The organism is Oceanisphaera submarina, assembly GCF_046521305.1.
Classification (GTDB): domain Bacteria; phylum Pseudomonadota; class Gammaproteobacteria; order Enterobacterales; family Aeromonadaceae; genus Oceanimonas; species Oceanimonas submarina.
On the sequence record NZ_JBKGFN010000021.1, the window covers coordinates 1 to 26,450 of the forward strand.

The window sequence follows — 26,450 nt, forward strand, 5'->3', positions numbered from 1 at the left end:
GCAGACCATGCAGACCATGCAGACCATGCAGACCATGCAGACCATGCAGACCATGATGCTCACCCGCACCGCCACCATGACAAACATGATTCCGATAAAATGTCGATCGGAAACGACGATGACGGCCACCAGCATGGTGAGCAGGATACCCACATCTGGCTGGATCCCCATCACGCCGAAAAAATTGCCAGCCTGCTGGCCGAGCGTCTGAGTCTGCTGGATCCGGCCGGTCGCGATCGATATCAACACAATCTGGCCGCCTTTCGGGCAGGCTTGACCGAGACCGACCAACAGGTGGCTGCACGCCTGGCTCCGACCGCCGGCACCGGTTACTTCGTGTTCCACGATGCCTACGGCTACTGGGAAGATCATTACCAGTTACCGTCACTCGGGTATTTTACCGTCAATCCGGAACGCTCTCCCGGCGCCAGAACCGTGTCACGTATCCATCAGGCGCTCAAGGAATCACAGGCACAATGTGTCTTTGCCGAGCCCCAGTTCAGGCCCGCCGTTGTCGAGGCCGTGGTACGAGGTACCAGCGCACGCATCGGCATACTGGATCCGTTGGGAGCCAACATTGAAATTGGCGCCCAAAGTTATTTTACTTTTATGCTTCAGTTAGCGAACACTATGGCCGCTTGCTTACTCAACGAAGCCTAAAAACTTGAAATAAAATCCGTTACAATACGGAACTTTATTATCGGCGCATGTCTCTAACTGAATCTTCTGTACATGAGCTATTTTGTAATAAATATTAACCGCTTTATTATCTTTGGTTCTATATCTGGATAGATAAAGCGGTTTTTGCATTCATTATTCCGTCATCAACAGGCATAGGTAATCCGGATGAATCCTCTCCGCCCGATACAATCAAAACTTCAAGCTATGCCGGCGCAGTTACCCAAGCGACATCTGTACGGCATCATCCTTCTCGGTAGCCTGACGCTGACCACCGCGGTGATGATGCCCTCGCCCGGTGACCTTATCAAGCAGCCGGTCAAAATCAGCATCCCTGCCAGTCTGAACCTGCCGCAAAAAGCCGCCAAAGAGCAGGTCGACAACACCGAATTCTACACCTTGCCCGGCGATGATCTCGGTGAAGTAGAGCCGGTCGACGCCCTGGATGCGATCGCCGCCACCGAACCCGAATGGCAGGAATATCAGGTGCAAAACGGCGATACACTCAGCACCATTTTCAATGGCCTGGGACTGCCGCTGGCCACCATGTACAAGATGCTGGAGGCCGACAAGAGCAAGGTGCTGGACGGCCTCAAACCGGGTCAAACGCTGTCGTTGTTGATCGATCAGGACAACCTGCTGCAAGAATTCAAGATCAAGCGGGATTTGCTGCACACCCGCATCTTTACCCGCGACGGAGACGGCTATCAAAGTAGCCTCAGAACCGAAGAAAGCAACTGGGAAAGCCGGGCCCTGAGCGGGATTATCAACGGCAGTTTCTATATCAGTGCCCGGGATGCCGGCCTCTCTGCCACCCAAATCCAGCGGATTGCCAACCTGTTTCAGTGGCAGCTCAATTTTGCCCGGGATTTGCGTCAGGGCGACAGCTTCAAGGTATTGGTACAACGTGAATTCGTCGAAGGCCAGAGAACCGGAAAGTCCGAACTGCAGGCTGTGGAAATCACCAACAAAGGTCGTACCTATCACGCCTTTCGCCACGAAGACGGCAAATTTTACGATGCAAAAGGTGAAAGCCTGGAACGGGGCTTTATTCGCATTCCGCTGGAACGTCATGCTCGGCTCAGTTCCAACTTCAACCTGAACCGCAAGCATCCCGTTACCGGCCGGGTTCAGCCCCACAAGGGCACCGACTTTGCCGTTCCTGTCGGTACCCCAGTGCTGGCCCCGGGCGACGGAGTGGTGGTCAAGGCCGTACGCCATCGCCTGGCCGGCAACTACCTGGTGATCCGCCATGGCCGCCAGTACACCACCCGTTTCCTGCATCTCAGCAAGTTTCTGGTAAAACCGGGTGATACGGTGCGCCGGGGCCAGCGTATTGCGCTGTCCGGCAACACGGGCCGCTCTACCGGCCCACACCTGCATTATGAATTCCACGTCAACAACAGAGCCGTGGACGCTATGCAGGTCAAGCTGCCGATGGCCGATGGTCTGCATGGTACCGAGAAGAAAACCTTCCTGGCCACGGTGGATAAATACAAGCGGGAGTTTTCCGGCTGACCGCCAGGCACATCCCCATAATAAAAAAGCGCCTGACGGCGCTTTTTTATTGCATAACACGTAATGTTATTTGGCGTGGTAGGGCCGTGACAGGCGGTGCACCGATTCGATAAAGGCACCGGCGTGTTCCGGCTCCACATCCAGATGAATGCCATGTCCCAGGTTGAACACATGGCCGGGGCCTTCACCAAAGCCTTCCAGAATGGTCGCCACTTCCTGCTCGATACGCGGGATGGGCGCATAGAGCATGGATGGATCCATGTTGCCCTGCAGGGCCACCTTGTCGCCGACGCGACGCTTGGCGTCGGCAATGTTGATGGTCCAGTCCAGACCCACAGCATCACAGCCGGTGGCCGCAATCGCTTCCAGCCACTGGCCGCCATTTTTGGTAAACAGGGTCACAGGCACCCGACGACCTTCATTTTCGCGGGTCAGGCCATCGACGATTTTCGCCATATACTGCAGCGAGAAATCGTTGTAGTCACGCGGAGTCAGCACGCCACCCCAGGTATCGAAGATCATCAGTGACTGGGCGCCGGCCGCCACCTGAGCGTTGAGGTAGCCGATCACGCTGTCGGCAAGCTTGTCGAGCAGCAGGTGCAGGGCCTTAGGCTCGGCATACATCATCTTCTTGATCCTGGTGAAAGCCTTGGAGCTACCGCCTTCCACCATATAGGTAGCCAGAGTCCAGGGGCTGCCGGAAAAACCTATCAGCGGCACTTCACCCTGCAGCTCGCGACGAATGGTGCGGACCGCATTCATCACGTAACCCAGCTCGTCTTCCGGATCCGGAATACCGATTTTCTGCACATCGGCCATGGAGGCGAGCGGCCGTTCGAACTTGGGGCCCTCTCCGGTTTCGAAATAGAGTCCCAGTCCCATGGCGTCGGGAATGGTCAGAATGTCGGAAAACAGGATGGCCGCATCGAGCGGAAAACGGCGCAGCGGCTGCAGCGTCACTTCACAGGCCAGCTCGGCATTTTTGCACAGCGACATAAAATCACCGGCTTCCGCCCGGGTCGCCTTGTACTCGGGTAGATAGCGTCCAGCCTGGCGCATCATCCATACCGGGGTATAGTCTACCGGCTGGCGTAAAAGGGCACGTAAGTAACTATCATTCTTGAGTGGTTTCATCCCGTCGTTCCAGATCAGGTGGCAAATTGTCCGCATTGTAACACCAGATGCCGGAATCGGAAAAACTGCGTGGTCCCGGCCGGACCCGTGCCGGTAAGGGTGCCCAAACGCGCAAGTTATGAGCAATACTATTGACCCGGACTACTCTTTACTTTAATGATGGAGACTAGCCACCTGTTCGGGTCGCCCAAGGAGGGAATCATGCTCAGGAAAATGGAACAAACCAAGGAACAACTGGCCGGTAAGCATCAGGCCCTCGACGCCTTTATCAATGCCCGCCAGAGCCTGTTGGTCGAATACATACGTCTGTCCACCAACCAGAAAACCCAACCGACACCGGAAGAACTGTCCGAGTTCTGTGGCCAGCTGGTCGACTATGTCTGCGCCGGTCACTTCGAGATATACGATTATGTTGTGGCCGCCTACGAGGCAGCCCGGGGCAATGCCCGGACTCTGGCCGAACGCATTTACCCGCGTCTCAAGCAAAGCGCTGCCGAGGCATTGAACTTCCATGACAAGTACGCCCAGGTCGACGAAGACAGCCTGCTGGAACTGGAGCTGGATCTGGATCTCGGCCAGCTCGGCGAAATGCTCGAAGAGCGGTTCGAACTGGAAGACCGGCTGGTGTCGGCCATCTCGCTGCTGAATCATCTGGATACCGGCGAACCCGCCTGACAGGAGCCAACCATGGCTGAACGCAGAGTGTTTTCCCGTATCGGTTTCAACAGCCAGGCCTGGTTGACAGACGCCGGCGGGCACCAATACCGGGCCCGGGTCCGCGATTTATCGTTGCACGGAGCCCTGGCCGAAGTGCCCGACGACTGGCCCGGACAAGACGGCGACGAATTCGAACTACAGCTGTCGCTGGACGGTCATGGCCAGCTTATTGTCATGCATGGCTACCAGCGCCATCATGAGCAGGGCTGTATCGGGCTGGAATGCCGGCAGCTGGACATCGACAGCGCAGCTCACCTGCGCCGCCTGGTTGAACTGAACCTCGCCGACGAGGCCCTGTTGCTGCGCCAGCTGGCTCAACTGCAGCTGGAAGACAAGCCTTAGCGCCGGATTATAGCGCCTCCAGCGCCTCGTCCAGTTTCTTGACGGCAATCACTTCCATGCCGTCAGGTGCCTGCTTGGGTCTGTTCGCCCAGGGCACTATGGCGCGGGTAAAACCGTGCTTGGCCGCTTCCATCAGTCGCTCCTGCCCCGACGGCACCGGACGAATTTCTCCCGACAGCCCCACCTCGCCGAACACCACCAGCTCTTGCGGCAAGGCCTTGTCACGAAAGCTCGACACCAACGCCAGCAGCAGCGCCAGGTCGGCACTGGTATCCTCGACCCTGACCCCACCGACGACGTTGACGAACACATCCTGATCCGCCATCTGCAAGCCGCCGTGACGGTGTAATACCGCCAGCAACATGGCCAGCCGGTTATGCTCCAGCCCCAAGGTTACCCGCCGCGGATTGGCCAGCTGGGAATAATCCACCAGCGCCTGCAATTCCACCAGCAAGGGTCGGGTGCCCTCCCAGATCACCATCACCACAGACCCCGTGGTCTGTTCTTCACCCCGGTTCAGAAAAATGGCCGAGGGATTGCTCACTTCTTTCATGCCGGTTTCGGTCATGGCAAAGACCCCCAGCTCATTCACAGCGCCGAAGCGATTCTTGTGGCTGCGCAGGGTTCTAAAGCGGCTGTCGCTGGCACCATCCAGCAAGATGGAACAGTCGATACAGTGCTCCAGCACCTTGGGGCCTGCCAGGGCGCCGTCTTTGGTCACGTGCCCCACCATCAGGATCACCACCCCTTGCTGTTTGGCGAAACGGGTCAGTTGGGCCGCCGCCTCCCGTACCTGGCTCACCGATCCCGGCGCCGACTGCACCTCTGCCACGTGCATCACCTGAATAGAGTCGATCACCATCACCGCCGGGCGCTCCTCCCGGGCAACATGGCAAATCTGTTCGACGCTGGTTTCCGACAGCATACGCAGTTGATCCCGGGGTAATCCCAGGCGTTGAGCCCGCATCGCCACCTGTTGCAGTGACTCTTCACCGGTGACGTAAAGTGTTTTCATCCTGCCGGCCAGTCCACACATCACCTGCAACAACAAGGTGCTCTTGCCTGCCCCCGGATTACCGCCGATAAGAATCGCCGAGCCGGAAACCATGCCACCACCCAGCACCCTATCCAGCTCCTTGAAGCCGCTGTTGAGCCGGGGGATTTCGCTCAGCGAAATTTCATCCAGGGTCTGTACCTTGTTGTCCTGGGCGCCGGCATAGCCGACAAAACGGCTGTTACGGCTGACCGCGGTCGCTGGCGCCAGCCGAATCTCGGTAATGGTATTCCACTCTTTACACTCGGAGCACTGCCCCTGCCAACGGGGAAATTCGGCACCACATTCGCCGCAGACAAACGCCGTTTTGGACTTGGCCATGCATACTCACTCATTTATTAACGAGCTGTTATACTGGACCAAGTTTTTCACCCACTCAACCCCAGGCCAAGATGGATCTCAGCCCCTATAAAGCTCTGCTTAATAAACTGATACCTCTCAGCTACCATCATGAACTCGATGGGCTGCTGGATACCCTGCTGCCGGGGGCCGACAGTAGTACCCGCTTCAAATTACAGGCCGAAATACGCCGTCTCACCAGCCCCTGCCTGCGGGTGCTGGATTTACGCAGCCTGTTTCAGGATCAATGCCGACTGGTACGCCACCAGGGACTGGATCACTGGCTGCCCGAACAACTGGAACAGCGCTTTCAGACTCTGTTGTTCGACTTTAACAACGAATACACCCGCGGGCTGTACGAAGCCCTGATCGCCGAACTCGCGACCTTGCGTAAACTGCCCTCCCAGTTCAACACGCCCCCCTGGCATCTGCCGGCGATGGGAGTTCGCCGCAAAGAGCATCGTCTGCGCTTCGTGACGCCGGTTTGGCTGCACCTGGATAATGAGCAAGTGCAAGGCAACAGCCTGGATATTTCGGCCAACGGACTGCTGGTGCAGCTGTCTGCCCCACAAGCGCTGCCGGAGCAAGTACTGGTGTCCTTTCCCGAGTTGGCCAAGCAGCCGGGGTTGAGCTGTCTGGCCACCCCTCAGCCTTATCGTCTGAGCCGGAGTCCGGAGGATCCCGGGCGGCTCAAGATGCAATGCCTGGAAGAAGACCCCGCGCGTCAGCAGGCGCTGATCAAGTTTATCGAGCAAAGCCGCCCCCGTTATGGTCTGGATGCGGAAGACCTGTACAGTACAGTACAGGCCCAGTGCTGGGGACAGGCTCTGCTCGAAACCAGCCTTAGTCTGTCGCTGTTTTTTGATAGGCAGGGCGAGCTGCAGAACGTACTGACCAACCGCCAGAGCGGCAAGGTGCTGTCGTTATGGCAGCAGGATACTCCCGGAGACCTGCTGACGACGCTGTTGCCTCCCGAGCGAATACTGCAGATGAGCAAGCAGCCGCAAAGCTCGCTGCTGCTGTACCTTTTCCGGCACCAGGGGCAAAGCCAGAGTTTTCACTTTGTTGCCGACCAGCATGAGCTCGAGCAACATCAGGCCTATTCCGCCTTTATCAGTGAAGGATTAAAAACCGGCACCCTGCAGTGCTATTACCTGAGCCTGAGTTCGGTTCACTTTACCGATCAAACCATAGCAGCGCTGGATCTTCAGGGCATGCGCCAGTTACAGCAGCTGCAATGGCAACTCTGGCTGACGCCGTTGCCGGTACAGATAACACCGGCTCCCGCCGAGGGGAGCATTCAGCAACTGGCTCCCTTTATTCGTAAAGTACGGCGGCGCAGCATCACGCTGACGCCAACAGGCCAGCAGGCTTCCAAACGTCAGGAGGCACGCTTCAAATATCAGAGTGAAGTCGAGTTGACCATTGCCGGACAACCATATGCAGGGCATACCGAAGATCTGTCCAACTGCGGCATGCAAATCTCGCTGACGAAGCCGGTACGGCTCGATATTCCCTGTTTGGTTAACGTCAACCTGCTCGAGCTCAGCACGCGCAGCCGCCAGTGGAAGCTGAAAAGTCTGCCCTATCGGGTCGTCAATCAGAGTGGTAATGGCCGGGTGTTACATCTGCGGATAGAAGGGCCAAAAGAAACTCACCCCGGCTTTCAGTTCTTTTCGGCGCTATTGGAACAAAACCAGGAGAAGCTGCGTGCCCGACCAGATAACAACCATACGCCGGCCTGGCTGACCTGGCTCAACCGCCAGACCCTGCAACAGCCACCGGCTCCCACCTTCATGCTGGGGCGCAACGACGGCGGATTTTATGTTCAGGGGGCCATCGCCTGCCTGGCGCAACGTGATCTGATGAGCTTTTTGTCGAACGAATATCAGCAGGCCCATTTAAGCAGACTGGTTTCCCGACAGCTGTTGCAGTCGATTATCACCGAGCTACTGCGTCCGACGGGGAAAAGTCACCAGTGCCTCGAGATCTGGACGGCCGCCGCCGCCGATGGCAGCGGAAAAACATGGCAACGGCTTGCGCCGGACGCCAGTCAGCGCGCCTTTTTACTGAATCCTGAACAGGCCAAAGAACTCAGGGCCAGTCTGCTGGTTGTCAACCGGCTTCAGCTGCGTCAGCTTGATTATGTGGTGCCTGAACGCAATAGCCTCACCCAGACCTCGCTGCATAAGGCCCAGCTGCTGGAACAGCAACTGGCAGAGCTGGCCGCCATGGGCCAGCTCTTCGACATCACCGATATGGTCAGATGGCGGCAGACGCGCACCGCGCCTGCAGTAGCGCCAGCACCCCTTCCAGGCTCAGATGGTTAAGGCACACCGGCGCCTGCTCCTGCACCAGCGGTTTGGCGTGCAAGGCGACTCCCAGTCCGGCCTGCGCCAGCATCAACAGATCATTGGCGCCATCGCCGATGGCCACCGTCTGGCTGAGAGGGATGTCGTAACGTTCGGCCAGCTCGACCAGAATCCGGGCCTTGGCCTCGGCATCGACGATGTCGCCCAGCACCTCGCCGGTAAAACGGCCGTCCCGGATTTCCAGCGTATTGGCAAAGTCCGCATCCAGCCCCAGGGTCTGACGCAGATGGCCGGTAAAGGGCGTGAAACCACCGGAAGCCAGCGCGACTTTCCAGCCCATGGCTTTCAGCCCCTCGACCAGAATAATCAGCCCCGGCATCAACGGCATGCGCGCTATCACCTGCTCGATAATAACGGCGTCGGCACCGGCCAGCGCCCTGACGCGCCGACGCAGGCTTTCGGCAAACGGCAGGGCGCCTTCCATCGCCGCCCGGGTAACCGCAGCGACTTCTTCTCCTACCCCCGCCAACAGGGCAATTTCATCGATGCATTCAATCTGGATGGCCGTCGAGTCCATGTCCATCAATACCAGACCCGGCTTGTCCGCCTGCGGCAGAGCGGGCACACAGGCCAGATCCCAGCCATCGGCGACCGCCTGCAGACGGGTCTTGAGCGCCGGCGACCAGGCAGACAGTCGCAGGCTCAACAGATCCCGCTCGGCCACGCGTTTTACCCCTGAGACTTCCACCTGCACACCGGCCTCATCCAGTATTTGCAGGCTGGATCGCAACGCGGATTTATGCAGCTGCTCCGCCAGCAGTATCAGATGACCGGCAGGCACGGCCAGCTGACCCGGCACCAGCTGATCCTTTTGCCACAGCCGGGCGCCGCAAGACAGCATATCGGTCCAGTCCCGGACCCTCTCGGGTAAAACATCCATTAACAGTGCCACTCGCTATTCCTATGCTCATAAAGACCGGCGCTCAGGGTAGCGTATTGCTTTTTCGCCAGGCAAGAGACAATATTGCCGCCATGTGGAAAAAACACCCTGTAATACACAAACCGCTGCTGTCGCTACTGCTCCTGTTGCTGATGTCATTCACCGTCTGGCAATGGCTGCAAGTCTCACACCTGGGCTATCACTGGCAACAGTTGCCTCAGCGAACCCTGGCCGCTCCGCTGGCTGATTATGCCGAACTGCAGGCGATAAAATCCCTGGTGGCAGATGACGCCGAGCGCCAGCGTCAGCTGGTAGATGAGCTGGTCAGCGCCCATCTGGTGGTCGCGGCACAATTGTACGATGGAAGCGGCCAACTGTTGGCCGAGGCCGGCATCCCCGATGACGGCGATCTCCTCTACATACGCCCGTTATACCGGGAAAGTCGGCCCGTCGGCTTCCTGCGTCTGCAGCTTGCGCCGTCGACGCTGACCATGGCGCAACGCGGCATCTGGCAACAATTGCTCCACCATTTGAGCTGGCTGTTACCCCTGTGTGCCCTGCTGGGGATTCTGGCCGGCCTGGGGCTTAAGCGCCGGCGGCCAGGAAAACTACCGGCGGCAGACACACCGCCGCCGCAAGAGCAATCAGGCGCCCCCCAGTAACACCGATTCCAGCGCCACCTCCATCATGTCGTTGAAGCTGGTCTGGCGCTCGTCGGCACTCAGCGCCTCGTGACGCAGAATATGATCCGACACGGTACAGATGGTCAGTGCCCGGGCACCGTATTCGGCGGCCACACCGTATAGCCCCGCCGCTTCCATCTCTACCCCCAGAATACCGTAGCGCTTCATCAGCTCGAACAACTCGGCTTGGGGCGAATAGAAAAGATCGGCCGAAAAAATATTGCCCACCTTGACCGGCACGCCACAGGCCCTGGCCGCCGCCACCGCATGAGTCGCAAGCTCGAAGTCGGCAAGGGCGGCAAAGTCGTGCTCCATGAAGCGAATACGATTGACCCGGGAATCGGTACTGGCACCCAGGCCGATCACCACATCTCTCAACGCCACGTCATCGCGTACGGCCCCGCAGGATCCGACCCGGATCAGGGTGTTGACGCCGAACTCGGTGATCAGCTCCTTGGCATAGATGGATACCGACGGAATGCCCATGCCATGGCCCATCACCGAAATACTCCGCCCCTTGTAGCTGCCGGTAAAGCCGAGCATGTTGCGCACCTGGTTCACCTGTCTGACATCGGACAAAAAAGTATCGGCAATATACTTGGCGCGCAGCGGATCACCCGGCATCAGCACGGTATCGGCAAAATCACCTCGTTCGGCATTGATATGGGGGGTCGCCATAATCTGTTCACTCCTCTGTTGGTCTTTGGGACAAACATAACACCAATGATACTAATCATCTGATCAGTATGTTTGCCTGTACCCCAGAGGCAACACAGCCGCCTCCCTCGACACGCCATAAACCCATCCGTGGGGGCTCGGAAATGCCGTCCCTGGCATTTCACGGTCGTGGTAGTCGATCTCTGTTGCCTCTTCTGGAACACCGAGCTGTCCGCAGGCAGTGCTAACAGGCGACGCAGGAGCATCAAGGAGGGCAAAGGGATCTGCTCCGCCGACCTTCTGTTTCAGGGATGAAACAGAGAGCGTACATGGAGGTATTCATAGCGAGTCGGCGGAGCGGGCCCTTTGCCCGACATTTGCTCTGTTATCAAACATTAGAGAAACAAAAAGGCGCCCGCAGGCGCCTTGTTTTCATCGGTTAAAACATTCCGCAGCAACCGGGTCAGCCGACCAGAGCCAGCAGTACACCGGCGGCGACTGCCGAGCCCAGCACACCGGCAACGTTGGGGCCCATGGCATGCATCAGCAGGAAGTTCTGGTTGTTGGCCTCCAGACCCACCTTGTTGACCACCCGGGCCGCCATCGGCACCGCCGAGACGCCGGCCGCACCGATCAGCGGGTTGACCTTGCCACCGGACAGCTTGCACATCAGCTTGGCCATCAGCACACCACCGGCGGTGCCGATGGAGAAGGCCACGGCACCCAGCGCCAGAATCCCCAGGGTATCCAGGGTCAGGAACTTTTCCGCCGACAGCTTGGAGCCCACCGCCAGCCCCAGAAAGATGGTGACTATGTTGATCAGCTCGTTCTGTGCCGTCTTGGACAGCCTGTCGACCACCCCGGACTCCTTCATCAGGTTACCCAGACAGAACATGCCGATCAACGGCGCCGCCGCCGGCAGAAACAGTATGGTCAGGGTCAGCACCATCAGCGGGAACAACACCTTCTCCCGCTTGCTCACGTGCCGCAACTGCTCCATCTTGATTTCACGTTCTGCCTTGGTGGTCAGCAGCTTCATGATCGGCGGCTGAATAATAGGCACCAGTGCCATATAGGAATAAGCCGCCACCGCGATGGCGCCGAGCAGATCCGGCGCCAGCTTGGAGGCGAGGAAGATGGCCGTCGGACCATCCGCCCCCCCAATGATGGCGATAGCCGACGCATCCGCCATGGTAAAATCAAAACCTGGCAGCGCGTTCAGGGCAATGGCGCCGAACAGGGTGGCAAAGATGCCAAACTGAGCCGCCGCGCCCAGCAACAGGGTCTTGGGGTTGGCAATCAGGGCGCCGAAGTCGGTCATGGCGCCTACCCCCATGAAGATCAGCAGGGGAAAGACGCCGGTGCCGATACCCACCTCATAGATGTAATACAAGAGCCCGCCCGGATCGGCCATGCCCGCATTGGGAATGTTGGCCAGCACACCGCCGAAGCCGATAGGCAGCAACAGCAGGGGCTCGAAGCCCCTGGCGATGGCGAGATAGATGAGGCCCAGGCCCACCGCTATCATCACCAGCTGCTTCCAGTAAAAGTTGGCCAGGCCGGTTTCCTGCCACAGAGTCAGTAACGAGTCCATCTCAGCTCCTTAGGCCAGGCTGACCAGAGGGTCGCCAACGGATACCGAATCGCCCTCCTTGACCAGAACATCAAGCACCCGGCCGGATCGGGCCGCACGCACCTCGGTTTCCATCTTCATCGCTTCCAGGATAAGCAGCACATCACCGGCAATTACCTGTGTACCGGCCTTGGCTACCACCTTGAAGATATTACCGGCCAACGGAGCCGATACAGCCTCACCGGAGCCGGCTGGCGCAGGTGCAACCTGGGGGGCAGCAGCAACCGGAGCGGCTGCACTTTGGGCACTGTGTACGGCGCTGATGCTGCCGGCCGGGCCCACTTCCACCTCATACACCTGACCATCGACCTTGACCGCATAGATTTCGGCGCCTCCCGCACTGGTGCCGGCCGACATCGGTACGGCTACCGGCTCGGGCTCGGAGCCCGGGGCCGGTTCGAAGGCGGAAGCATCATCGCGATGACGAATAAACTTGAGGCCAATTTGCGGGAACAGGGCATAGGTCAGCACATCGTCCACCTCGTCGGTGGCGACCCGCAGTTTTTCTTCTTTCGCCAATGCCTGAAACTCGCCGGTCAGCTTTGCCAGTTCGTCGGTCAGCAGATCCGCCGGACGACAGGTGATCGGTTCGACACCGTCCAGAACCCGCTGTTGCAGTTCGGCATTCACCGGGGCAGGAGCGGCGCCGTATTCACCTTTCAGTACGCCGGCGGTTTCCTTGGTGATGCTCTTGTAACGTTCGCCGGTCAGGACGTTGATCACCGCCTGAGTACCGACGATCTGCGAGGTCGGAGTCACCAGCGGGATAAAGCCCAAATCCTCACGTACCCGGGGAATTTCTTTCAGTACTTCGTCCATTCTGTCGGCCGCGCCCTGTTCCTTCAGCTGGCCTTCCATATTGGTGAGCATGCCACCCGGTACCTGAGACAGCAGGATGCGGGAGTCGATCCCCTGTAAGCTGCCTTCGAATTTGGAGTATTTCTTGCGCACTTCGCGAAAATAGGCGGCAATCTCTTCCAGTTTGAGCAGATCCAGGCCGGAGTCGCGCTCGGAGCCCTCCACCATGGCCACCAGGGTTTCGGTGGGCGAATGACCATAGGTCATGCTCATCGACGAAATAGAAGTGTCCAGAATGTCGATACCGGCATCGATGGCTTTCATATGCGTCGGCAGACTCAGGCCTGTGGTGGCGTGGCAATGCAATGCCAGCGGCAGCTTGACCTCGGCCTTGATACGCTTGATCAGCTTCTCGGCTTCGTAGGGTTTGAGCAGACCGGCCATGTCCTTGATGCAAATGGAATGACAACCCATGTCTTCCAGTTTTTTCGCCATGTCCACCCACATCTCCAGGGTATGCACCGGGGACGTAGTATAGGAAATGGTGCCCTGGGCATGCCCCTCGACCGCGACCGTGGCCTTGATGGCGGTTTCCAGATTGCGCACGTCGTTCATGGCATCGAAGATGCGGAACACATCCATGCCATTGGTGCGGGCCCGCTCCACAAACTTGTACACCAGATCATCGGCGTAGTGACGGTAGCCCAGCAGGTTCTGGCCCCGCAGCAGCATCTGCTGGGGAGTTTTTGGCATGGCTTTTTTCAGGGCGCGCAAACGCTCCCAGGGATCTTCGCCCAGATAACGAATACAGGCATCGAAGGTGGCGCCACCCCAGGTTTCCAGCGACCAGTAGCCGATATCATCCAGCTTTTCGGCGATGGGCAGCATGTCTTCCAGCCGTAAGCGGGTGGCGAGCAGAGATTGATGGGCGTCACGCAATACCACATCGGTGATGGCAAGAGGTTTGGTCATTTGACGAGCTCCGTTAAGTTCCGTTAAGTTCCGTTTTAGCCAGTTCGGTTGATATATTGACTGACTCAGTCTTTTTTATTGTTTTTGTAGTGATTGATGGCGGCGCCGATGGCGGCCAGTTTTTGCGGGCTCAGGCCATTGCCGACAGGCATGGCGGTGGCAGCAACCGGTCTGGAAACCGGCTCGGCGGCGACCAGCGATAAAACCTTGATAGCCAGAATGGTGAGAGAAAGAAAGGCAAAGACAAACACCATGCCCAGCCCCATCAGTCCGGCGGCTTCAAATAGTTGAGAAGAGACGTTATTCATCAGCATACTCCTTGCTGTCCATAATCCGGCCATGAGCATACCCAGCTAGCGCCAGCATTGGCAATGTTACATTTTCAAAAATGTTGTAAAGATTACAAAAAAAGTATCATGCCGACGACGCCGATCACATTTAAAGGTAAAAATTAAACATAAATATTCAAACTTAAGCTTTTAAGGTAATTTGTATACAAAAATATGCTGGAGTGTAGTGGTTTACAACACCGTTTGATTGCAGGTTTGGTCACACTGGAGACCCATGATCTGTCATGCCAATGGGATAGGTATGATATAAGGGGTGAGGTATGCGATGGGTGTAGACATGCAAAACAACAGAAACGAAAAAGCCGGCACTGGGCCGGCTTTTCAATATGGCGCATCCGGGAGGATTCGAACCTCCGACCGCTCGGTTCGTAGCCGAGTACTCTATCCAGCTGAGCTACGGATGCTTTAAATGGCGGTGAAGGAGGGATTCGAACCCTCGATGCGGGTATAAGCCGCATACTCCCTTAGCAGGGGAGCGCCTTCAGCCTCTCGGCCACCTCACCGTGTATTCAGACAAACAACAATATAAACGGAAAGGCCGGCTCTTGGCCGGCCTTTCAATATGGCGCATCCTGGAGGATTCGAACCTCCGACCGCTCGGTTCGTAGCCGAGTACTCTATCCAGCTGAGCTAAGGATGCATTTTAAACTATTACAAGATTCAGATGGCGCATCCGGGAGGATTCGAACCTCCGACCGCTCGGTTCGTAGCCGAGTACTCTATCCAGCTGAGCTACGGATGCTTTTCTGAAACTTGTCTAACCTGGCACTACTTTCTTAATATGGCGCATCCGGGAGGATTCGAACCTCCGACCGCTCGGTTCGTAGCCGAGTACTCTATCCAGCTGAGCTACGGATGCGTAAATGGCGGTGAAGGAGGGATTCGAACCCTCGATGCGGGTATAAGCCGCATACTCCCTTAGCAGGGGAGCGCCTTCAGCCTCTCGGCCACCTCACCGTGTTTGCGGGGCGTATATTAACCTCAGGCCAAAATAAGTCAAACACTTTTCTCACCTGAACCTTTCACTTGAACAACCTTTAAACACAATGAGTTAAAACTGGCCGGGGTGAACGAAAAACACTCCGAAACAGCTTAGTACTGGCTGTCTTCTGCGGTGCCTTTCTCGGCCTGTATCCGCATATAAATCTCTTCACGGTGCACAGATACTTCTTTCGGCGCATTTACGCCAATACGAACCTGGTTACCCTTAACACCCAGTACGGTTACGGTGACTTCGTCACCAATCATCAGGGTTTCCCCTACTCGTCGAGTCAAAATCAGCATCTGGCTGCTCCTGTATGCGCTATGTAATAGTCGAAAATGTTTTTTATTATCCGATAAAGGTATTTAAAAACCTAGCTTTTCCCCTACTAACAGATGGGGTGCCCTGGCACCCAAATCAAGAGGCCTGTCGATGACAGGCCTCTTTTTATTGCCACTTGTTTGCCACAGCGGCGTATTATCACCTTTTTAGCATTATAGCCGTTCTGTCAACCAGGGAATGACAGAAGCCAGGGCCGCCGGCAGCAGGGCCGGTTCGGTACCACCAGCCTGAGCCATATCCGGTCGGCCGCCGCCCTTGCCGCCCACCTGCTGGGCGACCAGGTTAACCAGCTCACCGGCCTTGACCTTGCCGGTCAGATCTTTGGTTACGCCGGCAATCAGGCTGACCTTGCCCTCGGTCACGGTCGCCAGCACCACGATACCGGATTGCAGCTTGACCTTGAGATCGTCCAGAGAGCCGCGCAGTGACTTGCTGTCTACCCCTTCCAGGTTGGCCACCAGTACCCTGGAGCCCTTCACCTCGATAACCTGTTCCAGCAACGCCGTGCCCGCGTGCGCAGTCAGCTTGGCCTTGAGCTGTTCGATTTCCTTTTCGAGCTGACGGCTGCGATCCAGCACCTGCCGAACCTTGTCAGATACCGAGAACAGATCCCCCTTCACCAGGCTGGCAGTCTGGGCCAGTTCCTGATTCAGCTGATACAGGTAGGCCTGAGCCGCATCACCGGTAACGGCTTCGATGCGTCGTACGCCGGCGGCAATACCGCTTTCGGACAGGATCTTGAACAGACCGATATCGCCGGTACGCTGTACGTGGGTACCACCACACAATTCGGTGGAAGCATCGCCCATGGACACCACTCGTACTTCGTCGTCGTATTTCTCGCCGAACAACGCCATGGCGCCGGCGTCCTTGGCAGAGTCCAAATCCATCAGCCGGGTAGAAACCTCATGGTTGGCACGGATCTCCTTGTTGACCATGTCTTCGATTTCACGAATTTCCTGCGCTGTCATGGCTTCCAGGTGCGAGAAGTCGAAACGCAGGCGATCGGGGCCAACCAGAGAGCCCTTCTGAATGACGTGATCACCCAGCAGCTTGCGCAGACAGTCATGCATCAGGTGAGTAACCGAGTGATTGAGGGCCGTGGCCTGACGACGGTAGCTGTCTACCGCTGCGGTAACCGCCTCTCCCACTTCCAGGGTGCCCAGTTCCAGCTGACCCAGATGCAGTATCCCCTTGCCGGCTTTCTGGGTGTCTCTGACCACGAAGAGGCCATCGTCGAGCTTGATCACGCCGGTATCACCGACCTGACCACCGGACTCCGCGTAGAAGGGGGTCTTGTCCAGCACCACGGCGCCTTCTTCACCCGCAATCAGGGCAGATACCGGCTCGCCGTCCTTGAACAGCGCCGTCACCCTGGCCGACTCGGCCAGATGCCGGTAACCGGTAAAATCGGTCTCGCCATCCACCGTGATCACCCTGGAATAATCCACGCCGAAGTTGGAGGCTTCCTTGGCCCGCTCCCGCTGCTGCTGCATCAGGGTTTCAAAACCGGCTTCGTCGATGCTCAGCTCGCGGTCACGCAGTACGTCGGCCGTCAGATCCGCCGGAAAACCGTAGGTATCGTACAGCTTGAACACCACCTCGCCCGGCAACACCTTGGCACCACCCAGTTCAGCGATGGCATCTTCCAGCAGCTGCAGACCGCGGCCCAGGGTGCGGGCAAACTGCTCTTCTTCCAACCGCAGCACCTTCTCGATCACGGCGCGCTGGGTGTTCAGCTCCGGATAGGCATCGGACATCTGCTCGCACAGGGCTCCGACCAGGGTATAGAAAAAGGACTGTTCGGCACCCAGCTTGCGGCCGTGGCGCACGGCGCGACGAATGATACGGCGCAGCACATAGCCCCGGCCTTCGTTGGACGGCATGACACCGTCGGCGATCAGGAAAGAACAGGAACGGATATGGTCGGCGATGACCCGCAGTGACTTGTTATCCAGATCCTCGGTGCCTACGGCCTGGGCCGCCGCCTTGATCAGTGCCTGGAACAGGTCGATTTCATAGTTGGAATGCACGCCCTGCAAAATGGTGGCGATACGCTCCAGCCCCATGCCGGTATCCACCGACGGCTTGGGCAGCGGCTCCATGGTGCCGTCGGCCTGGCGGTTGAACTGCATGAACACCAGATTCCAGATCTCGATGTAACGATCGCCGTCTTCTTCCGGGCTGCCGGGAGGGCCACCCCAGATATGCTCGCCGTGATCGTAGAAGATCTCGGTACAGGGGCCGCAGGGGCCGGTATCGCCCATGGTCCAGAAGTTGTCGGATGCATACTGGGCGCCCTTGTTGTCGCCGATACGCACGATCCGCTCGACCGGCACTCCGACTTCCTTCGACCAGATGTCGAACGCTTCGTCGTCGGTGGCGTACACCGTCACCCACAGCTTGTCTTTGGGCAGCTTGACCACGTCGGTCAGAAATTCCCAGCCGAAGCGAATGGCATCCTGCTTGAAGTAGTCACCAAAACTGAAGTTACCCAGCATTTCGAAAAAAGTATGGTGACGCGCGGTATACCCCACATTCTCCAGATCGTTGTGCTTGCCGCCGGCACGCACGCAACGCTGAGAGCTGGTCGCCCGGTTGTAGGCCCGCTGCTCCAGCCCCAGGAACAAATCCTTGAACTGGTTCATGCCGGCATTGGTAAACAGCAGGGTCGGGTCGTTGTGGGGAACCAGCGAGCTGGATGCCACCACCTGGTGGCCCTGCTGGCGGAAATACTCGAGAAACGCAGTGCGTAACTCAGATGTGGTCATCTGCATGGATAATCCTGTTCTATTGCTCGGTTCATAGGCGTTAACCCGGATAATTTAAAAGGTATCCGGGCCAATGTAAAACACGCCTTGCAGCGACGGGGCAGAAAGGGCTACTCCGGCGGGGTTTCCAGGGCGTAGCGTACATGGTCTGACGTGAAGCCACGGCTCTGCAGATAACGCACGCGCCTGGCTCTTTCCTTGATATCCAGCCGTTCGGCAAAGGCGAAGCGAGACCGATAGCAGGCCAACGCCAGCTCGAACCAGTCGGGAGCTTCTGCTTCCAGCGCCAGTTCGATCTCGACCTGGGTCACGCCCTTGCGCTGCAGCTCGGCACGAATGCGCAGCGGGCCGTGCTTCCTGAAGACATGCTGGCGTACCTGCACCACGGCAAAGCGACTGTCGGACAGCCATTGCTGCCGCTCCAGCTTGTCCAGCGCCAGCTCGATAAGCTCGGCATCAAACTGCCGTTGGCGCAGCTTCTGGGCCAGCTCACGACGGCTGTGATCCCGGCGGGACAGCAGCCTGAGGGCACAATCCCACAGCTGCTGATCCGGGTTCGGTGCTTCAAACAACATGGGAGCTCCTTAAATTGCAGGCAAACTCCGAGCCGATAAGAAGGACAAAGGGAACGACTCCACTGACCCTCTGCGCCAGGGATGGCGCGGTGGAGCCCCATGGGGCGAGCTTGCTCGCCGTGGCGAGATGTTTAAACCCGGCCGAACATCCAGTGAATGTTTGCAGCGGGTTGAAACAGCGAGTGTCATGTCCAAACGGCGTGTCGGGGAGTCGGCCCTTTGGCCGACTTTCTCGGTGTGTTCAAACTGCCTTGTCAACAGACAAAGGCCGGGAAATCCCGGCCTATTGATTAAAACTCTTCGTTGTTATCCGGACCATCCAGCTCGGCCAGCGCCTCGCCTTTGGCTATCGCTTCATCCTTGGCGGAGCCCGGTGCCAGCAGCAGCATCTGGCGCAGCTGCAGCTCGATTTCGTCGGATATGTCTTTGTGCTCCAACAGGTATTTCATCGAGTTGGCCTTGCCCTGGCCTATCTTGTTGCCTTTGTAGCTGTACCAGGCACCGGCTTTTTCAACCAGCTTGTGTTTGACACCCAACTCGATCAGCTCGCCTTCCTTCGAGATACCGGCACCGTAAACGATCTGGAACTCGGCCTGTTTGAACGGCGGCGCCACCTTGTTCTTGACCACCTTGACCCGGGTTTCGTTGCCGATGACTTCGTCACCTTCCTTGATGGCGCCGATACGACGGATGTCGAGACGTACAGAAGCATAGAACTTGAGTGCGTTACCACCTGTGGTGGTTTCCGGGCTGCCGAACATGACGCCGATCTTCATGCGGATCTGGTTGATGAAGATGACCAGACAGTTGGCACTCTTGATGTTACCGGTCAGCTTGCGCAGCGCCTGCGACATCAGACGCGCCTGCAGACCCACGTGGGAGTCGCCCATCTCGCCTTCTATTTCGGCGCGTGGCGTCAGGGCCGCCACCGAGTCGACGATGATGACGTCGACCGCACCGGAGCGTACCAGCATGTCGCATATTTCGAGCGCCTGCTCACCGGTATCCGGCTGAGAGACCAGCAAGTCGTCGACATTGACCCCCAGCTTGCCCGCATACTGAGGATCCAGTGCGTGCTCCGCATCCACGAAGGCGCAGACCTTGCCGGCCCGCTGGGCCTCGGCAATCACCTGCAGGGTCAGGGTGGTTTTACCGGAAGACTCGGGGCCATAGATCTCGACAATACGACCGGTGGGCAGACCGCCAATTCCGAGCGCGATATCCAACGACAGGGAGCCGGTAGAAATGGACTCGACATTCAACGCCTTGTTGTCGCCCAGTCGCATGATAGAGCCTTTGCCAAATTGTTTTTCAATCTGACCCAGGGCCGCTGCCAAGGCTTTTTCTTTGTTCTGATCCATGAGGAGCTCCGCTGATTAAGCTAATGCGTCGAAAAAATATAAGATTCAGTATACTGGTTATTCGTACAGTATCAAGTTCGAGAAGAGGTCAATAGAGCCAGGCACTCCTGCAGCGCCGCCGCTATGGTTTGCCGGCGCACGGCCAGGCGGTCACCTTCAAGCTGCAGCAGGCGGCAATGGGTTTTATCCTCTGCCGCCAGATAACAGGCCAGCCAGACGGTGCCGACCGGTTTTTCCGGGCTGCCGCCGCCGGGGCCTGCGACTCCACTCACCGCCACCGCCAGATCGTTGCCAGAGGCAGCACAGGCACCTCTGGCCATGGCAATGACCACCGCCTCGCTGACGGCGCCATCACGTTCGATAAGCGCAGGATCGACCCCCAGCATCTCGCTCTTGGCCGCATTGGAGTAGGTAACAAAGCCCCGTTCGAACCAGGACGAACTACCGGCAATATCGGTGATGGTACAGGCTATGCCACCTCCGGTACAGGATTCGGCCGTGGTCACCGTCAGCCCCCGACTCAGCAATACGTCACCCAGTTGTTGTGCCAGTGTAGCCAGATTCAAAGCGCCCTCCCCGGGCCCGCCTGTTGCCGAAAACAGCGGTTATTATGCCGATCCGGATCGGTATCGCCAACCACTGCCGCCAGCGGACAACTCAGGTGTTAAAAAAGGGAGCAGCGATTAGCCCCTGCCACAATACCACCAGCGCCGACAGGGCGGAAATCAGCAGGATTGCCGGCCGGGCGCTGTCTTTCTGAAAGACCCTTTCAAGCCGTCGCGACAGCCAGAAGCCCAGCACCACACCGGGCATCATCTTCAAAATCAGCGAGGGTGCGAGCAGCTCAAGACCGCCATTGAGCAGTAACATCAATACCGACAGCGGCGTTCCTATCAGGAAGAAGGCCGCAATCTCGTTACGGGTCGTCAACCGTGACTCGTGCTGATAGAGCAAGGCCATGGGCGGCCCACCGACCGAGGTCGCGGTGCCCAGCACGCCGGAAAAAAATCCCGCCACCGTCAGGCTGAACGGAGTCAGTGCCAGCCCATAACGGCGCAGGCTCAGCCAGACCGCCAGCAGCAGGGCTGTGCCGAAAAACAGGCTCAGTTGCCAGGGCGCTATGCTCACCAGCAAGAGGGCACCAATCCAAGAGCCGGGCAGACGCGCCGCAATGGCGGGCAGCACCCGCCGCCAGTTCAGCGAGTGCCGCTGTTTAAGCACCACCACGATAGACAGCAGCCAGCCCAGTACCAATAGGGGGCCGGGCACATAGGCGGGATCGATCAGATAGAGCAGGGGGGCGGCCAGCAGGCCAAAGCCGATGCCCACCCAGGCCTGGACCACAATACCACCGGTCACGATCAGCAGTGCCAGCAGATCATCGGGAGAATACAGCATGGAGAACATCCGGGAGCAAAAGGCGAACAGTCTAACACGAGGCAGATAAAACGGTGGGAGGGGGAATCAGCCGGGAGTTTCACACAAAAAAAGAAGAGACAGACCGGGCAAGGAAGGAGAAGTCGGTCAGAGAATCACTCACTTTGACCGACTTCCAGACATCCGATGGCTAGCGGCAGACGTCCTCCCCTTGAGAAGCCCTTACTGGCTACCGGCTCCCTGGCGGGAACGCTCGCTGTTTTCCACCAGAATACCGGCACCGAGGCGGTTGATCTCGGCCCACAGCGTCTCGTCGATCTCGATGCCGTTGTCGATGATGTATTCCTTGTTCTCGGCCAGATCCTCGGGACTCATGTAACGGGCGTTACGGTTTCCCTTGGAGCGCTGCAGCGAGCCGGCCAGATCCACCCGGGAGCTGCAGACGATGGTCAGCGCCTGCTGTTCATCCGGACTGGTCACCAGGTTGGTGGCCGCCTCACTGAAGCTGGGGTAACGCTCCCCCGCCTTGATGGCCGCCGCATACTCCTTCACCGTCTTGCTGCCGTTCTGCCAGTAGGCGGTCACGCTGATACCGCGTCGGCCACAGTCGGTCATGGCCTTGAGCGCAAACATGCGGTTGTGGCAGTTATGCACTGTGATGGTGGCGATGCCGCTTTCCAGCGCCTTGGCATGAGCCAAGTCCACCGAGGCCGCGATGCAGTTCAGGGCGCTGCGGCCGTTGCTGTCGATAATGGCCGAGGTGCTGTCTTCATAGACGACGGTGCTCAGCGGTTTGTCCGCATCCTGGCCGATATAGGGCAGCGCCCGCTTCAGCTCATCCAGCCCGTTGAGGCCGTGCTTTTCCAGCCACAACACCATGTTGGCGGCATCTTCGTAGTTGCCCACGAAGTAGCCGGAGGCTTCAAAACAGCGACGCAGTGCCGCCTTCAGCTCATTCATCGAAACCTGCATCAGACTTCTCCTTGCGATACGGGTGCCAGGGGCATAAACCAGTCGTCGTTATAGATTTGGCCGATATCTTCCAGCAAGGGCGCGCCCTGATACATGGTATTGCGTACCCACAGCTTGGAGCGTGGATCGAACTTGCTGACCCCGAAGAAGGACAGCTTGCAACGCAACAGGTGCATGGGCAGTATGTCCCGAGCCAGCAGGTTGGCCTGGATGTCACCGTACACGCACCGATCCATACTCTGGATGCGGCGCACTATGCCGCGCAGCTTGGGCCGCGCCACCATGAAACGGGCCGTGGTGTGTTCCGGATATTCCTTGATGTACTGGCATAGCTGCTCGTAACACTTGTACACGGCGTAACCCACGCCCAGGGCCATCTGTTTTTCCTTGCCACTGTCCAGGGCACACTCGCCAAGGCGGGGTTCCATTTTTTCTTCCGAGCGATACCAGAAAATATCCCGCGCTCCCTCCTTGCCGAAATCGATTTTCAGCGTCCAGTCATAGCGCCGTTCTATCACTTCTTTCAGCTGCTGCAGCGGCATCAGCGGATCAAGATCGAGAAACTCTTCCACGCAATAGTAGTCATCCAGTCCGTCCACCAGCTGCGGGTACAGCTCCAGCAACACGGAAACCAGCAGCTCCTGCCCCTGTAACGAGCAATGTTGCTCACTCCAGGCCAGCAGCTCATTCCAGTCGGTCAGGGATCGATCGGCCTCCTGCTGCAGGGCCGCCAGATCTTCGATCACCCGCTTGTTGTTTTCGCTCTGCCAGGGGTCTTCGGTCAGGGTTTCGGCCATGTGCCGGCTACAGCGGGCCAGCAGGGTGTCGAACTGTCGACGCACCGGATCGTCGATATGGCCGAGGCTGCGCACCAGCGCCAGTGCCAGCTCGCGCAGCTCCACCCACCGGTTGATCAGCATGGGGTGATTGATCAGATAAGGCGCCATACCGAGGCCGGTGGAGTTGCCAATGCCGAAGTAACGTTTGATGTCCGGCTGCATCGGATTGTATTGCCGTGAATTGCGGCTTTTGGCGATATGCTCCACCTGCAGCAGACTGAAGTTTCTCAGCATGAAACAGGCAAACATCTCGGCGGCAAAGGGACGGGAAAAGTCCGGATAACGGCTGCTGACCTTGTCCCAGTCGGCCATACCCAGCTTGCCGCTGCCATAAACGGCGGTGGTTCGATAGAGATAACCGATTTTGGCAATCCGAGCCACATCGGGCTGCTCGCCTTTGGCCAGCTGATCCACGACATAATCGAAGTTGCGGGCGCTGCGATTGGCCCGGGACAGCACGAACACCCGCGAGTCCACCCGACCCGCCTCCTGCAGAGGCACATTCTGGCGCAGAAACGCCAGATAATCGTCTTCGACCCGGCCTTCCACCAGCGCCATGGTCAGATCCCACTTGCTGGCGATCACCCTGTCGTTACGCTCTTCCGGGCTCAGGTAATCGGAAAAAATGACGAAGCTGAACAAGCCCTGGGGAGTATTGATTTCATAAATCACGGTGCCATAACCGTCGGCACACAGGTCCAGACGGGCGGTGTCGATCTGCCAGCGTTCCAGCATGATGCGACGCACCAGTATGCGCATGAAACTCAGTCGACTCTGGTGCATGGCGCCCAGCCGTTCCAGATCCATCACCTGCTCAACGGGTCGCAGCGGCAGTGCATTCGGACCCCGCAGGGAGGCTTTGATCGCAGCTAACCTCATCATGTTTCTACCCTCGATAATTTCTACATGTCCTTGTTACGCCATTCACCGGACACCGAGTCCGACATGACACAGGGTCTGGAAGAGGAGACGGCACTCGATTTATGTCTCGAATGAACAGCCCACTTCCTGCCTCATGGAATGCATCATCGGACAAAGCGATAAAACCCGACAAGTTAAATGGATATATCAATTGATAAGTAAAGTTTATCAAAGTGCTAACAGGGCGCATCAATACTGATAACGATGTGAATATCTGGCTATCATCTCAGGGAAAATAATTAACAAGAATGAGAGGTAAAGCAGGCTCCTATGTCAGGAAGAGACATAGCAGACAATAAAGACTCGTAACAAAGTGCTGCCGGAGGGGAGCCGGCAGGGTGCGGCGGCTCAGTCTTGCCGGCTGGCCAGGATGAAATCGACCAACGCCTGGGCAGGTGGGGTCAGGGACTTGTTATTCAGCCGAATGATACCGATGCGCCGTGTGATCACCGGGGTGTGTAGGGGAATGAAGGTGAGTCGAGCGTTGTCTTTTGGGAAGGCATACCAGGGTAGCGTGGTCACGCCAAAGCCCGCTTCCAGCATGGCAACTAAAGAAATCATGTTGGAGATATAGTATTGGGAGTGTGCCAATAGCGACTCCGCTTCACTGCCCTTCAGTAAACGAGAAGTGCCATTACTGATTAATCGATATTGCTGCAACGCCTGCCAATGCAGTTCGCTATGACTGGCCAATGGATGGTCATGGGGGCACACCACGCCTAATTTATCTTCCCACACCGGAGTAAAGTGCTTTTCACTCTCGTCATGCTCGTCGAACAGGCTGGCGATACCGAAATCCACCTGCTGATTTTCCACCATCTTCACCACGGCGCCCGAGTTATCGTCAAATACACTGACATACAGTTCACTGTTGCCGATAAAGCTCATCAACAGCTCGGGCAGAAAGCGGCTGGCGATGGACGGGACCGAGGCCAGCCGCAGATGACCGGTCTTGTGCTCGGCCAACAGTGCCATGTCTTCGGCGATGCGGTCGTGATGAGCAATCAGCTCCTTGGCTCTTGGCAGAAAATGTTTGCCGAAAGGCGTCAGCTCGGTCTTGGCGGAGCGGCTGTTGCGTTTCTCGAACAGCGCTTCGCCCAGCTTGTTTTCCAGATCGCGAATAGAAAGAGAGATGGCCGGCTGGGTCCGGTGGGCCTTTTCAGCGGCAACGTGAAAGCCTTTGAGCTCGGCCACCCAGACGAAGTGACGCAGCTGTGTAATCTTGAATTCCGGCAGCATGATAAGACTTCCTTATCAATCAATATTATTTATTAATTTTTATTATTAAAGCACAGCTCCTATCATGAATCCAACTTGGTATAGGAGATCTATTATGTCTGTTTCAGTATTTCGCAACTACATTGCCGGTGAGTGGGTTGAAGGTTCAAGCTCAATTGCCAATGTCAGCCCTTCCGACCTCAGCGATGTAATAGGGCACTACGCTCAGGCCGATGCCGCCCAGACCAAGACTGCCATTGCCGCCGCCATCGAGGGACAGCTGGAATGGCAGAAAAGCGGCCTGGAACAGCGCTACGGCGTACTGATGGCCATCGGTGACGAGCTCATCGCCCGCAAGGACGAATTGGGTCGGATCCTCGCCCGGGAAGAAGGCAAAACCCTGGCCGAAGGCGCCGGTGAAGTCTACCGTTCCGGTCAGTTCTTCCACTACTATGCCGCCGAAGTGTTGCGCCAGATGGGCGAAACCGCCGATTCCGTGCGCCCCGGCGTCGAAATCGAAACCCGCCGCGAGCCCGTCGGCGTGGTAGGTATCATCACGCCCTGGAACTTCCCCACCGCCACCGGCGCCTGGAAAATTGCCCCGGCCCTGGCCTTCGGCAACGCCGTGATATGGAAACCGGCCAACCAGGTGCCCGCCTCCGCCTGGGCACTGACCGAAATCATCTCGCGCCAGAACCTACCCGCCGGTACCTTCAACCTAGTGATGGGTCCGGGTGCCGAGGTCGGTGATGTGCTGATCAACTCCCGCGATATCAATGCCCTGACCTTCACCGGCTCGCTGGAAACCGGTCGCAAGGTCGCCGCCGCCACCGCCGTCAACCTGGTCAAATGCCAGCTGGAAATGGGCTCCAAGAATGCACTGGTGGTACTGGACGACGCGGATCTGGACAACGCGGTCGAGTGCGCAGTGGGCGGCGCCTACGGCGGTACCGGCCAGAAATGTA

23 protein-coding genes and 6 tRNA genes are annotated in these 26,450 nt (G+C 57.8%); 7 read left to right on the plus strand and 22 right to left on the minus strand.

Annotated elements, in window-relative coordinates:
- Together ACLEIV_RS16230 and mepM are read left to right on the plus strand one after the other, a co-directional pair.
- Positions 1-660, plus strand: a 660-nt coding sequence (locus ACLEIV_RS16230) for a zinc ABC transporter substrate-binding protein (RefSeq protein WP_410457674.1), incomplete at its 5' end; no start/stop codon positions are given.
- Between the two features lie 186 nt (positions 661-846).
- A complete protein-coding gene (gene mepM, locus ACLEIV_RS16235; protein ID WP_410457675.1) occupies positions 847-2,196 on the plus strand; it encodes a murein DD-endopeptidase MepM in 1,350 nt (449 codons plus the stop codon).
- Between the two features lie 66 nt (positions 2,197-2,262).
- Here mepM and hemE read toward each other — a convergent pair whose 3' ends face one another.
- Entirely contained in the window at positions 2,263-3,330 is a 1,068-nt protein-coding gene (hemE, locus tag ACLEIV_RS16240) for a uroporphyrinogen decarboxylase (protein ID WP_410457676.1), read from the minus strand.
- Positions 3,331-3,531: 201 nt separating this feature from the next.
- On the opposite strand from hemE, the gene rsd reads away from it, so the two are divergent.
- Complete coding sequence (gene rsd, locus ACLEIV_RS16245; protein ID WP_410457678.1) at positions 3,532-4,005, plus strand: sigma D regulator; 474 nt, start codon at positions 3,532-3,534, stop codon at positions 4,003-4,005.
- A 12-nt stretch (positions 4,006-4,017) separates the two neighbouring features.
- Entirely contained in the window at positions 4,018-4,389 is a 372-nt protein-coding gene (locus ACLEIV_RS16250; protein WP_410457679.1) for a PilZ domain-containing protein, read from the plus strand.
- A gap of 7 nt (positions 4,390-4,396) precedes the next feature.
- On the opposite strand, the gene radA is transcribed toward ACLEIV_RS16250, so the two are convergent.
- On the minus strand, positions 4,397-5,764 hold the full coding sequence (radA, locus tag ACLEIV_RS16255; RefSeq protein WP_410457680.1) for a DNA repair protein RadA: 1,368 nt from the start codon (positions 5,762-5,764) through the stop codon (positions 4,397-4,399).
- 71 nt (positions 5,765-5,835) lie between these two features.
- Here radA and ACLEIV_RS16260 point away from each other — a divergent pair, with 71 nt between their 5' ends.
- Positions 5,836-8,112 (plus strand): PilZ domain-containing protein, encoded by a 2,277-nt coding sequence (locus ACLEIV_RS16260; protein ID WP_410457681.1) that lies wholly within the window; start codon positions 5,836-5,838, stop codon positions 8,110-8,112.
- Here ACLEIV_RS16260 and serB read toward each other — a convergent pair.
- The gene (gene serB, locus ACLEIV_RS16265; protein WP_410457696.1) at positions 8,045-9,040 is read right to left on the minus strand and encodes a phosphoserine phosphatase SerB; all 996 of its coding nucleotides are present in this window, start codon (positions 9,038-9,040) and stop codon (positions 8,045-8,047) included. The genes ACLEIV_RS16260 and serB overlap by 68 nt on opposite strands.
- A 17-nt stretch (positions 9,041-9,057) precedes the next feature.
- On the opposite strand from serB, the gene ACLEIV_RS16270 reads away from it, so the two are divergent.
- Positions 9,058-9,696 carry a hypothetical protein gene (locus tag ACLEIV_RS16270; RefSeq protein WP_410457682.1) on the plus strand — a complete coding sequence of 213 codons (639 nt, stop codon included), beginning with the start codon at positions 9,058-9,060 and terminating at the stop codon, positions 9,694-9,696.
- Here the strand turns inward: ACLEIV_RS16270 and deoD are convergent.
- The 19 genes from deoD to ACLEIV_RS16365 all read right to left on the minus strand — a co-directional run bounded on the left by deoD (position 9,679) and on the right by ACLEIV_RS16365 (position 25,506).
- Positions 9,679-10,395 carry a purine-nucleoside phosphorylase gene (gene deoD, locus ACLEIV_RS16275; RefSeq protein ID WP_410457683.1) on the minus strand — a complete coding sequence of 239 codons (717 nt, stop codon included), beginning with the start codon at positions 10,393-10,395 and terminating at the stop codon, positions 9,679-9,681. The two genes, ACLEIV_RS16270 and deoD, sit on opposite strands and share 18 nt — an antisense overlap.
- A gap of 442 nt (positions 10,396-10,837) precedes the next feature.
- Positions 10,838-11,968, minus strand: coding sequence for a sodium ion-translocating decarboxylase subunit beta (locus ACLEIV_RS16280; protein WP_410457684.1), 1,131 nt, complete (start codon positions 11,966-11,968; stop codon positions 10,838-10,840).
- 9 nt (positions 11,969-11,977) lie between these two features.
- Positions 11,978-13,777, minus strand: a complete 1,800-nt coding sequence (oadA, locus tag ACLEIV_RS16285; RefSeq protein WP_410457685.1) for a sodium-extruding oxaloacetate decarboxylase subunit alpha — start codon at positions 13,775-13,777, stop codon at positions 11,978-11,980.
- A gap of 65 nt (positions 13,778-13,842) precedes the next feature.
- Positions 13,843-14,085: an OadG family protein gene (locus ACLEIV_RS16290; RefSeq protein ID WP_410457686.1), complete on the minus strand. Its 243-nt coding sequence runs from the start codon at positions 14,083-14,085 to the stop codon at positions 13,843-13,845.
- 369 nt (positions 14,086-14,454) lie between these two features.
- A tRNA-Arg gene (locus tag ACLEIV_RS16295) sits at positions 14,455-14,531 on the minus strand.
- Positions 14,532-14,537: 6 nt separating this feature from the next.
- A tRNA-Ser gene (locus ACLEIV_RS16300) sits at positions 14,538-14,630 on the minus strand.
- A gap of 60 nt (positions 14,631-14,690) precedes the next feature.
- Positions 14,691-14,767, minus strand: a tRNA-Arg gene (locus tag ACLEIV_RS16305).
- Positions 14,768-14,792: 25 nt separating this feature from the next.
- Positions 14,793-14,869 (minus strand) — tRNA-Arg (locus tag ACLEIV_RS16310).
- A gap of 40 nt (positions 14,870-14,909) precedes the next feature.
- A tRNA-Arg gene (locus ACLEIV_RS16315) sits at positions 14,910-14,986 on the minus strand.
- A gap of 5 nt (positions 14,987-14,991) precedes the next feature.
- A tRNA-Ser gene (locus ACLEIV_RS16320) sits at positions 14,992-15,084 on the minus strand.
- A gap of 135 nt (positions 15,085-15,219) precedes the next feature.
- Positions 15,220-15,411, minus strand: coding sequence for a carbon storage regulator CsrA (csrA, locus tag ACLEIV_RS16325; protein ID WP_071472073.1), 192 nt, complete (start codon positions 15,409-15,411; stop codon positions 15,220-15,222).
- Positions 15,412-15,603: 192 nt separating this feature from the next.
- The gene (alaS, locus tag ACLEIV_RS16330) at positions 15,604-18,228 is read right to left on the minus strand and encodes an alanine--tRNA ligase (protein ID WP_410457687.1); all 2,625 of its coding nucleotides are present in this window, start codon (positions 18,226-18,228) and stop codon (positions 15,604-15,606) included.
- A 104-nt stretch (positions 18,229-18,332) separates the two neighbouring features.
- Positions 18,333-18,797, minus strand: a complete 465-nt coding sequence (locus tag ACLEIV_RS16335; RefSeq protein WP_410457688.1) for a regulatory protein RecX — start codon at positions 18,795-18,797, stop codon at positions 18,333-18,335.
- A 290-nt stretch (positions 18,798-19,087) separates the two neighbouring features.
- A complete protein-coding gene (recA, locus tag ACLEIV_RS16340; RefSeq protein ID WP_410457689.1) occupies positions 19,088-20,158 on the minus strand; it encodes a recombinase RecA in 1,071 nt (356 codons plus the stop codon).
- Between the two features lie 71 nt (positions 20,159-20,229).
- Entirely contained in the window at positions 20,230-20,724 is a 495-nt protein-coding gene (locus ACLEIV_RS16345; protein WP_410457690.1) for a CinA family protein, read from the minus strand.
- A gap of 91 nt (positions 20,725-20,815) precedes the next feature.
- Entirely contained in the window at positions 20,816-21,556 is a 741-nt protein-coding gene (locus ACLEIV_RS16350; RefSeq protein WP_410457691.1) for a sulfite exporter TauE/SafE family protein, read from the minus strand.
- 201 nt (positions 21,557-21,757) lie between these two features.
- Complete coding sequence (locus tag ACLEIV_RS16355) at positions 21,758-22,507, minus strand: DUF3726 domain-containing protein (protein WP_410457692.1); 750 nt, start codon at positions 22,505-22,507, stop codon at positions 21,758-21,760.
- On the minus strand, positions 22,507-24,228 hold the full coding sequence (locus ACLEIV_RS16360) for a hypothetical protein (protein ID WP_410457693.1): 1,722 nt from the start codon (positions 24,226-24,228) through the stop codon (positions 22,507-22,509). The genes ACLEIV_RS16355 and ACLEIV_RS16360 overlap by 1 nt, the downstream gene beginning before the upstream one ends.
- A gap of 387 nt (positions 24,229-24,615) precedes the next feature.
- Positions 24,616-25,506 (minus strand): LysR family transcriptional regulator, encoded by an 891-nt coding sequence (locus ACLEIV_RS16365; RefSeq protein WP_410457694.1) that lies wholly within the window; start codon positions 25,504-25,506, stop codon positions 24,616-24,618.
- A gap of 94 nt (positions 25,507-25,600) precedes the next feature.
- On the opposite strand from ACLEIV_RS16365, the gene ACLEIV_RS16370 reads away from it, so the two are divergent.
- Positions 25,601-26,450: aldehyde dehydrogenase family protein (locus ACLEIV_RS16370; protein ID WP_410457695.1), on the plus strand; the 850-nt coding region annotated here is incomplete at its 3' end.

Bases quoted from the DNA above. Each gene is read 5' to 3' on its own strand.
- mepM (WP_410457675.1), top strand. From the start codon at position 847: ATGAATCCTCTCCGCCCGATACAATCAAAACTTCAAGCTATGCCGGCG.
- hemE (WP_410457676.1), bottom strand. From the start codon at position 3,330: ATGAAACCACTCAAGAATGATAGTTACTTACGTGCCCTTTTACGCCAG.
- rsd (WP_410457678.1), top strand. From the start codon at position 3,532: ATGCTCAGGAAAATGGAACAAACCAAGGAACAACTGGCCGGTAAGCAT.
- ACLEIV_RS16250 (WP_410457679.1), top strand. From the start codon at position 4,018: ATGGCTGAACGCAGAGTGTTTTCCCGTATCGGTTTCAACAGCCAGGCC.
- radA (WP_410457680.1), bottom strand. From the start codon at position 5,764: ATGGCCAAGTCCAAAACGGCGTTTGTCTGCGGCGAATGTGGTGCCGAA.
- ACLEIV_RS16260 (WP_410457681.1), top strand. From the start codon at position 5,836: ATGGATCTCAGCCCCTATAAAGCTCTGCTTAATAAACTGATACCTCTC.
- ACLEIV_RS16270 (WP_410457682.1), top strand. From the start codon at position 9,058: ATGCTCATAAAGACCGGCGCTCAGGGTAGCGTATTGCTTTTTCGCCAG.
- deoD (WP_410457683.1), bottom strand. From the start codon at position 10,395: ATGGCGACCCCCCATATCAATGCCGAACGAGGTGATTTTGCCGATACC.
- ACLEIV_RS16280 (WP_410457684.1), bottom strand. From the start codon at position 11,968: ATGGACTCGTTACTGACTCTGTGGCAGGAAACCGGCCTGGCCAACTTT.
- oadA (WP_410457685.1), bottom strand. From the start codon at position 13,777: ATGACCAAACCTCTTGCCATCACCGATGTGGTATTGCGTGACGCCCAT.
- ACLEIV_RS16290 (WP_410457686.1), bottom strand. From the start codon at position 14,085: ATGAATAACGTCTCTTCTCAACTATTTGAAGCCGCCGGACTGATGGGG.
- csrA (WP_071472073.1), bottom strand. From the start codon at position 15,411: ATGCTGATTTTGACTCGACGAGTAGGGGAAACCCTGATGATTGGTGAC.
- alaS (WP_410457687.1), bottom strand. From the start codon at position 18,228: ATGCAGATGACCACATCTGAGTTACGCACTGCGTTTCTCGAGTATTTC.
- ACLEIV_RS16335 (WP_410457688.1), bottom strand. From the start codon at position 18,797: ATGTTGTTTGAAGCACCGAACCCGGATCAGCAGCTGTGGGATTGTGCC.
- recA (WP_410457689.1), bottom strand. From the start codon at position 20,158: ATGGATCAGAACAAAGAAAAAGCCTTGGCAGCGGCCCTGGGTCAGATT.
- ACLEIV_RS16350 (WP_410457691.1), bottom strand. From the start codon at position 21,556: ATGCTGTATTCTCCCGATGATCTGCTGGCACTGCTGATCGTGACCGGT.
- ACLEIV_RS16355 (WP_410457692.1), bottom strand. From the start codon at position 22,507: ATGCAGGTTTCGATGAATGAGCTGAAGGCGGCACTGCGTCGCTGTTTT.
- ACLEIV_RS16360 (WP_410457693.1), bottom strand. From the start codon at position 24,228: ATGATGAGGTTAGCTGCGATCAAAGCCTCCCTGCGGGGTCCGAATGCA.
- ACLEIV_RS16365 (WP_410457694.1), bottom strand. From the start codon at position 25,506: ATGCTGCCGGAATTCAAGATTACACAGCTGCGTCACTTCGTCTGGGTG.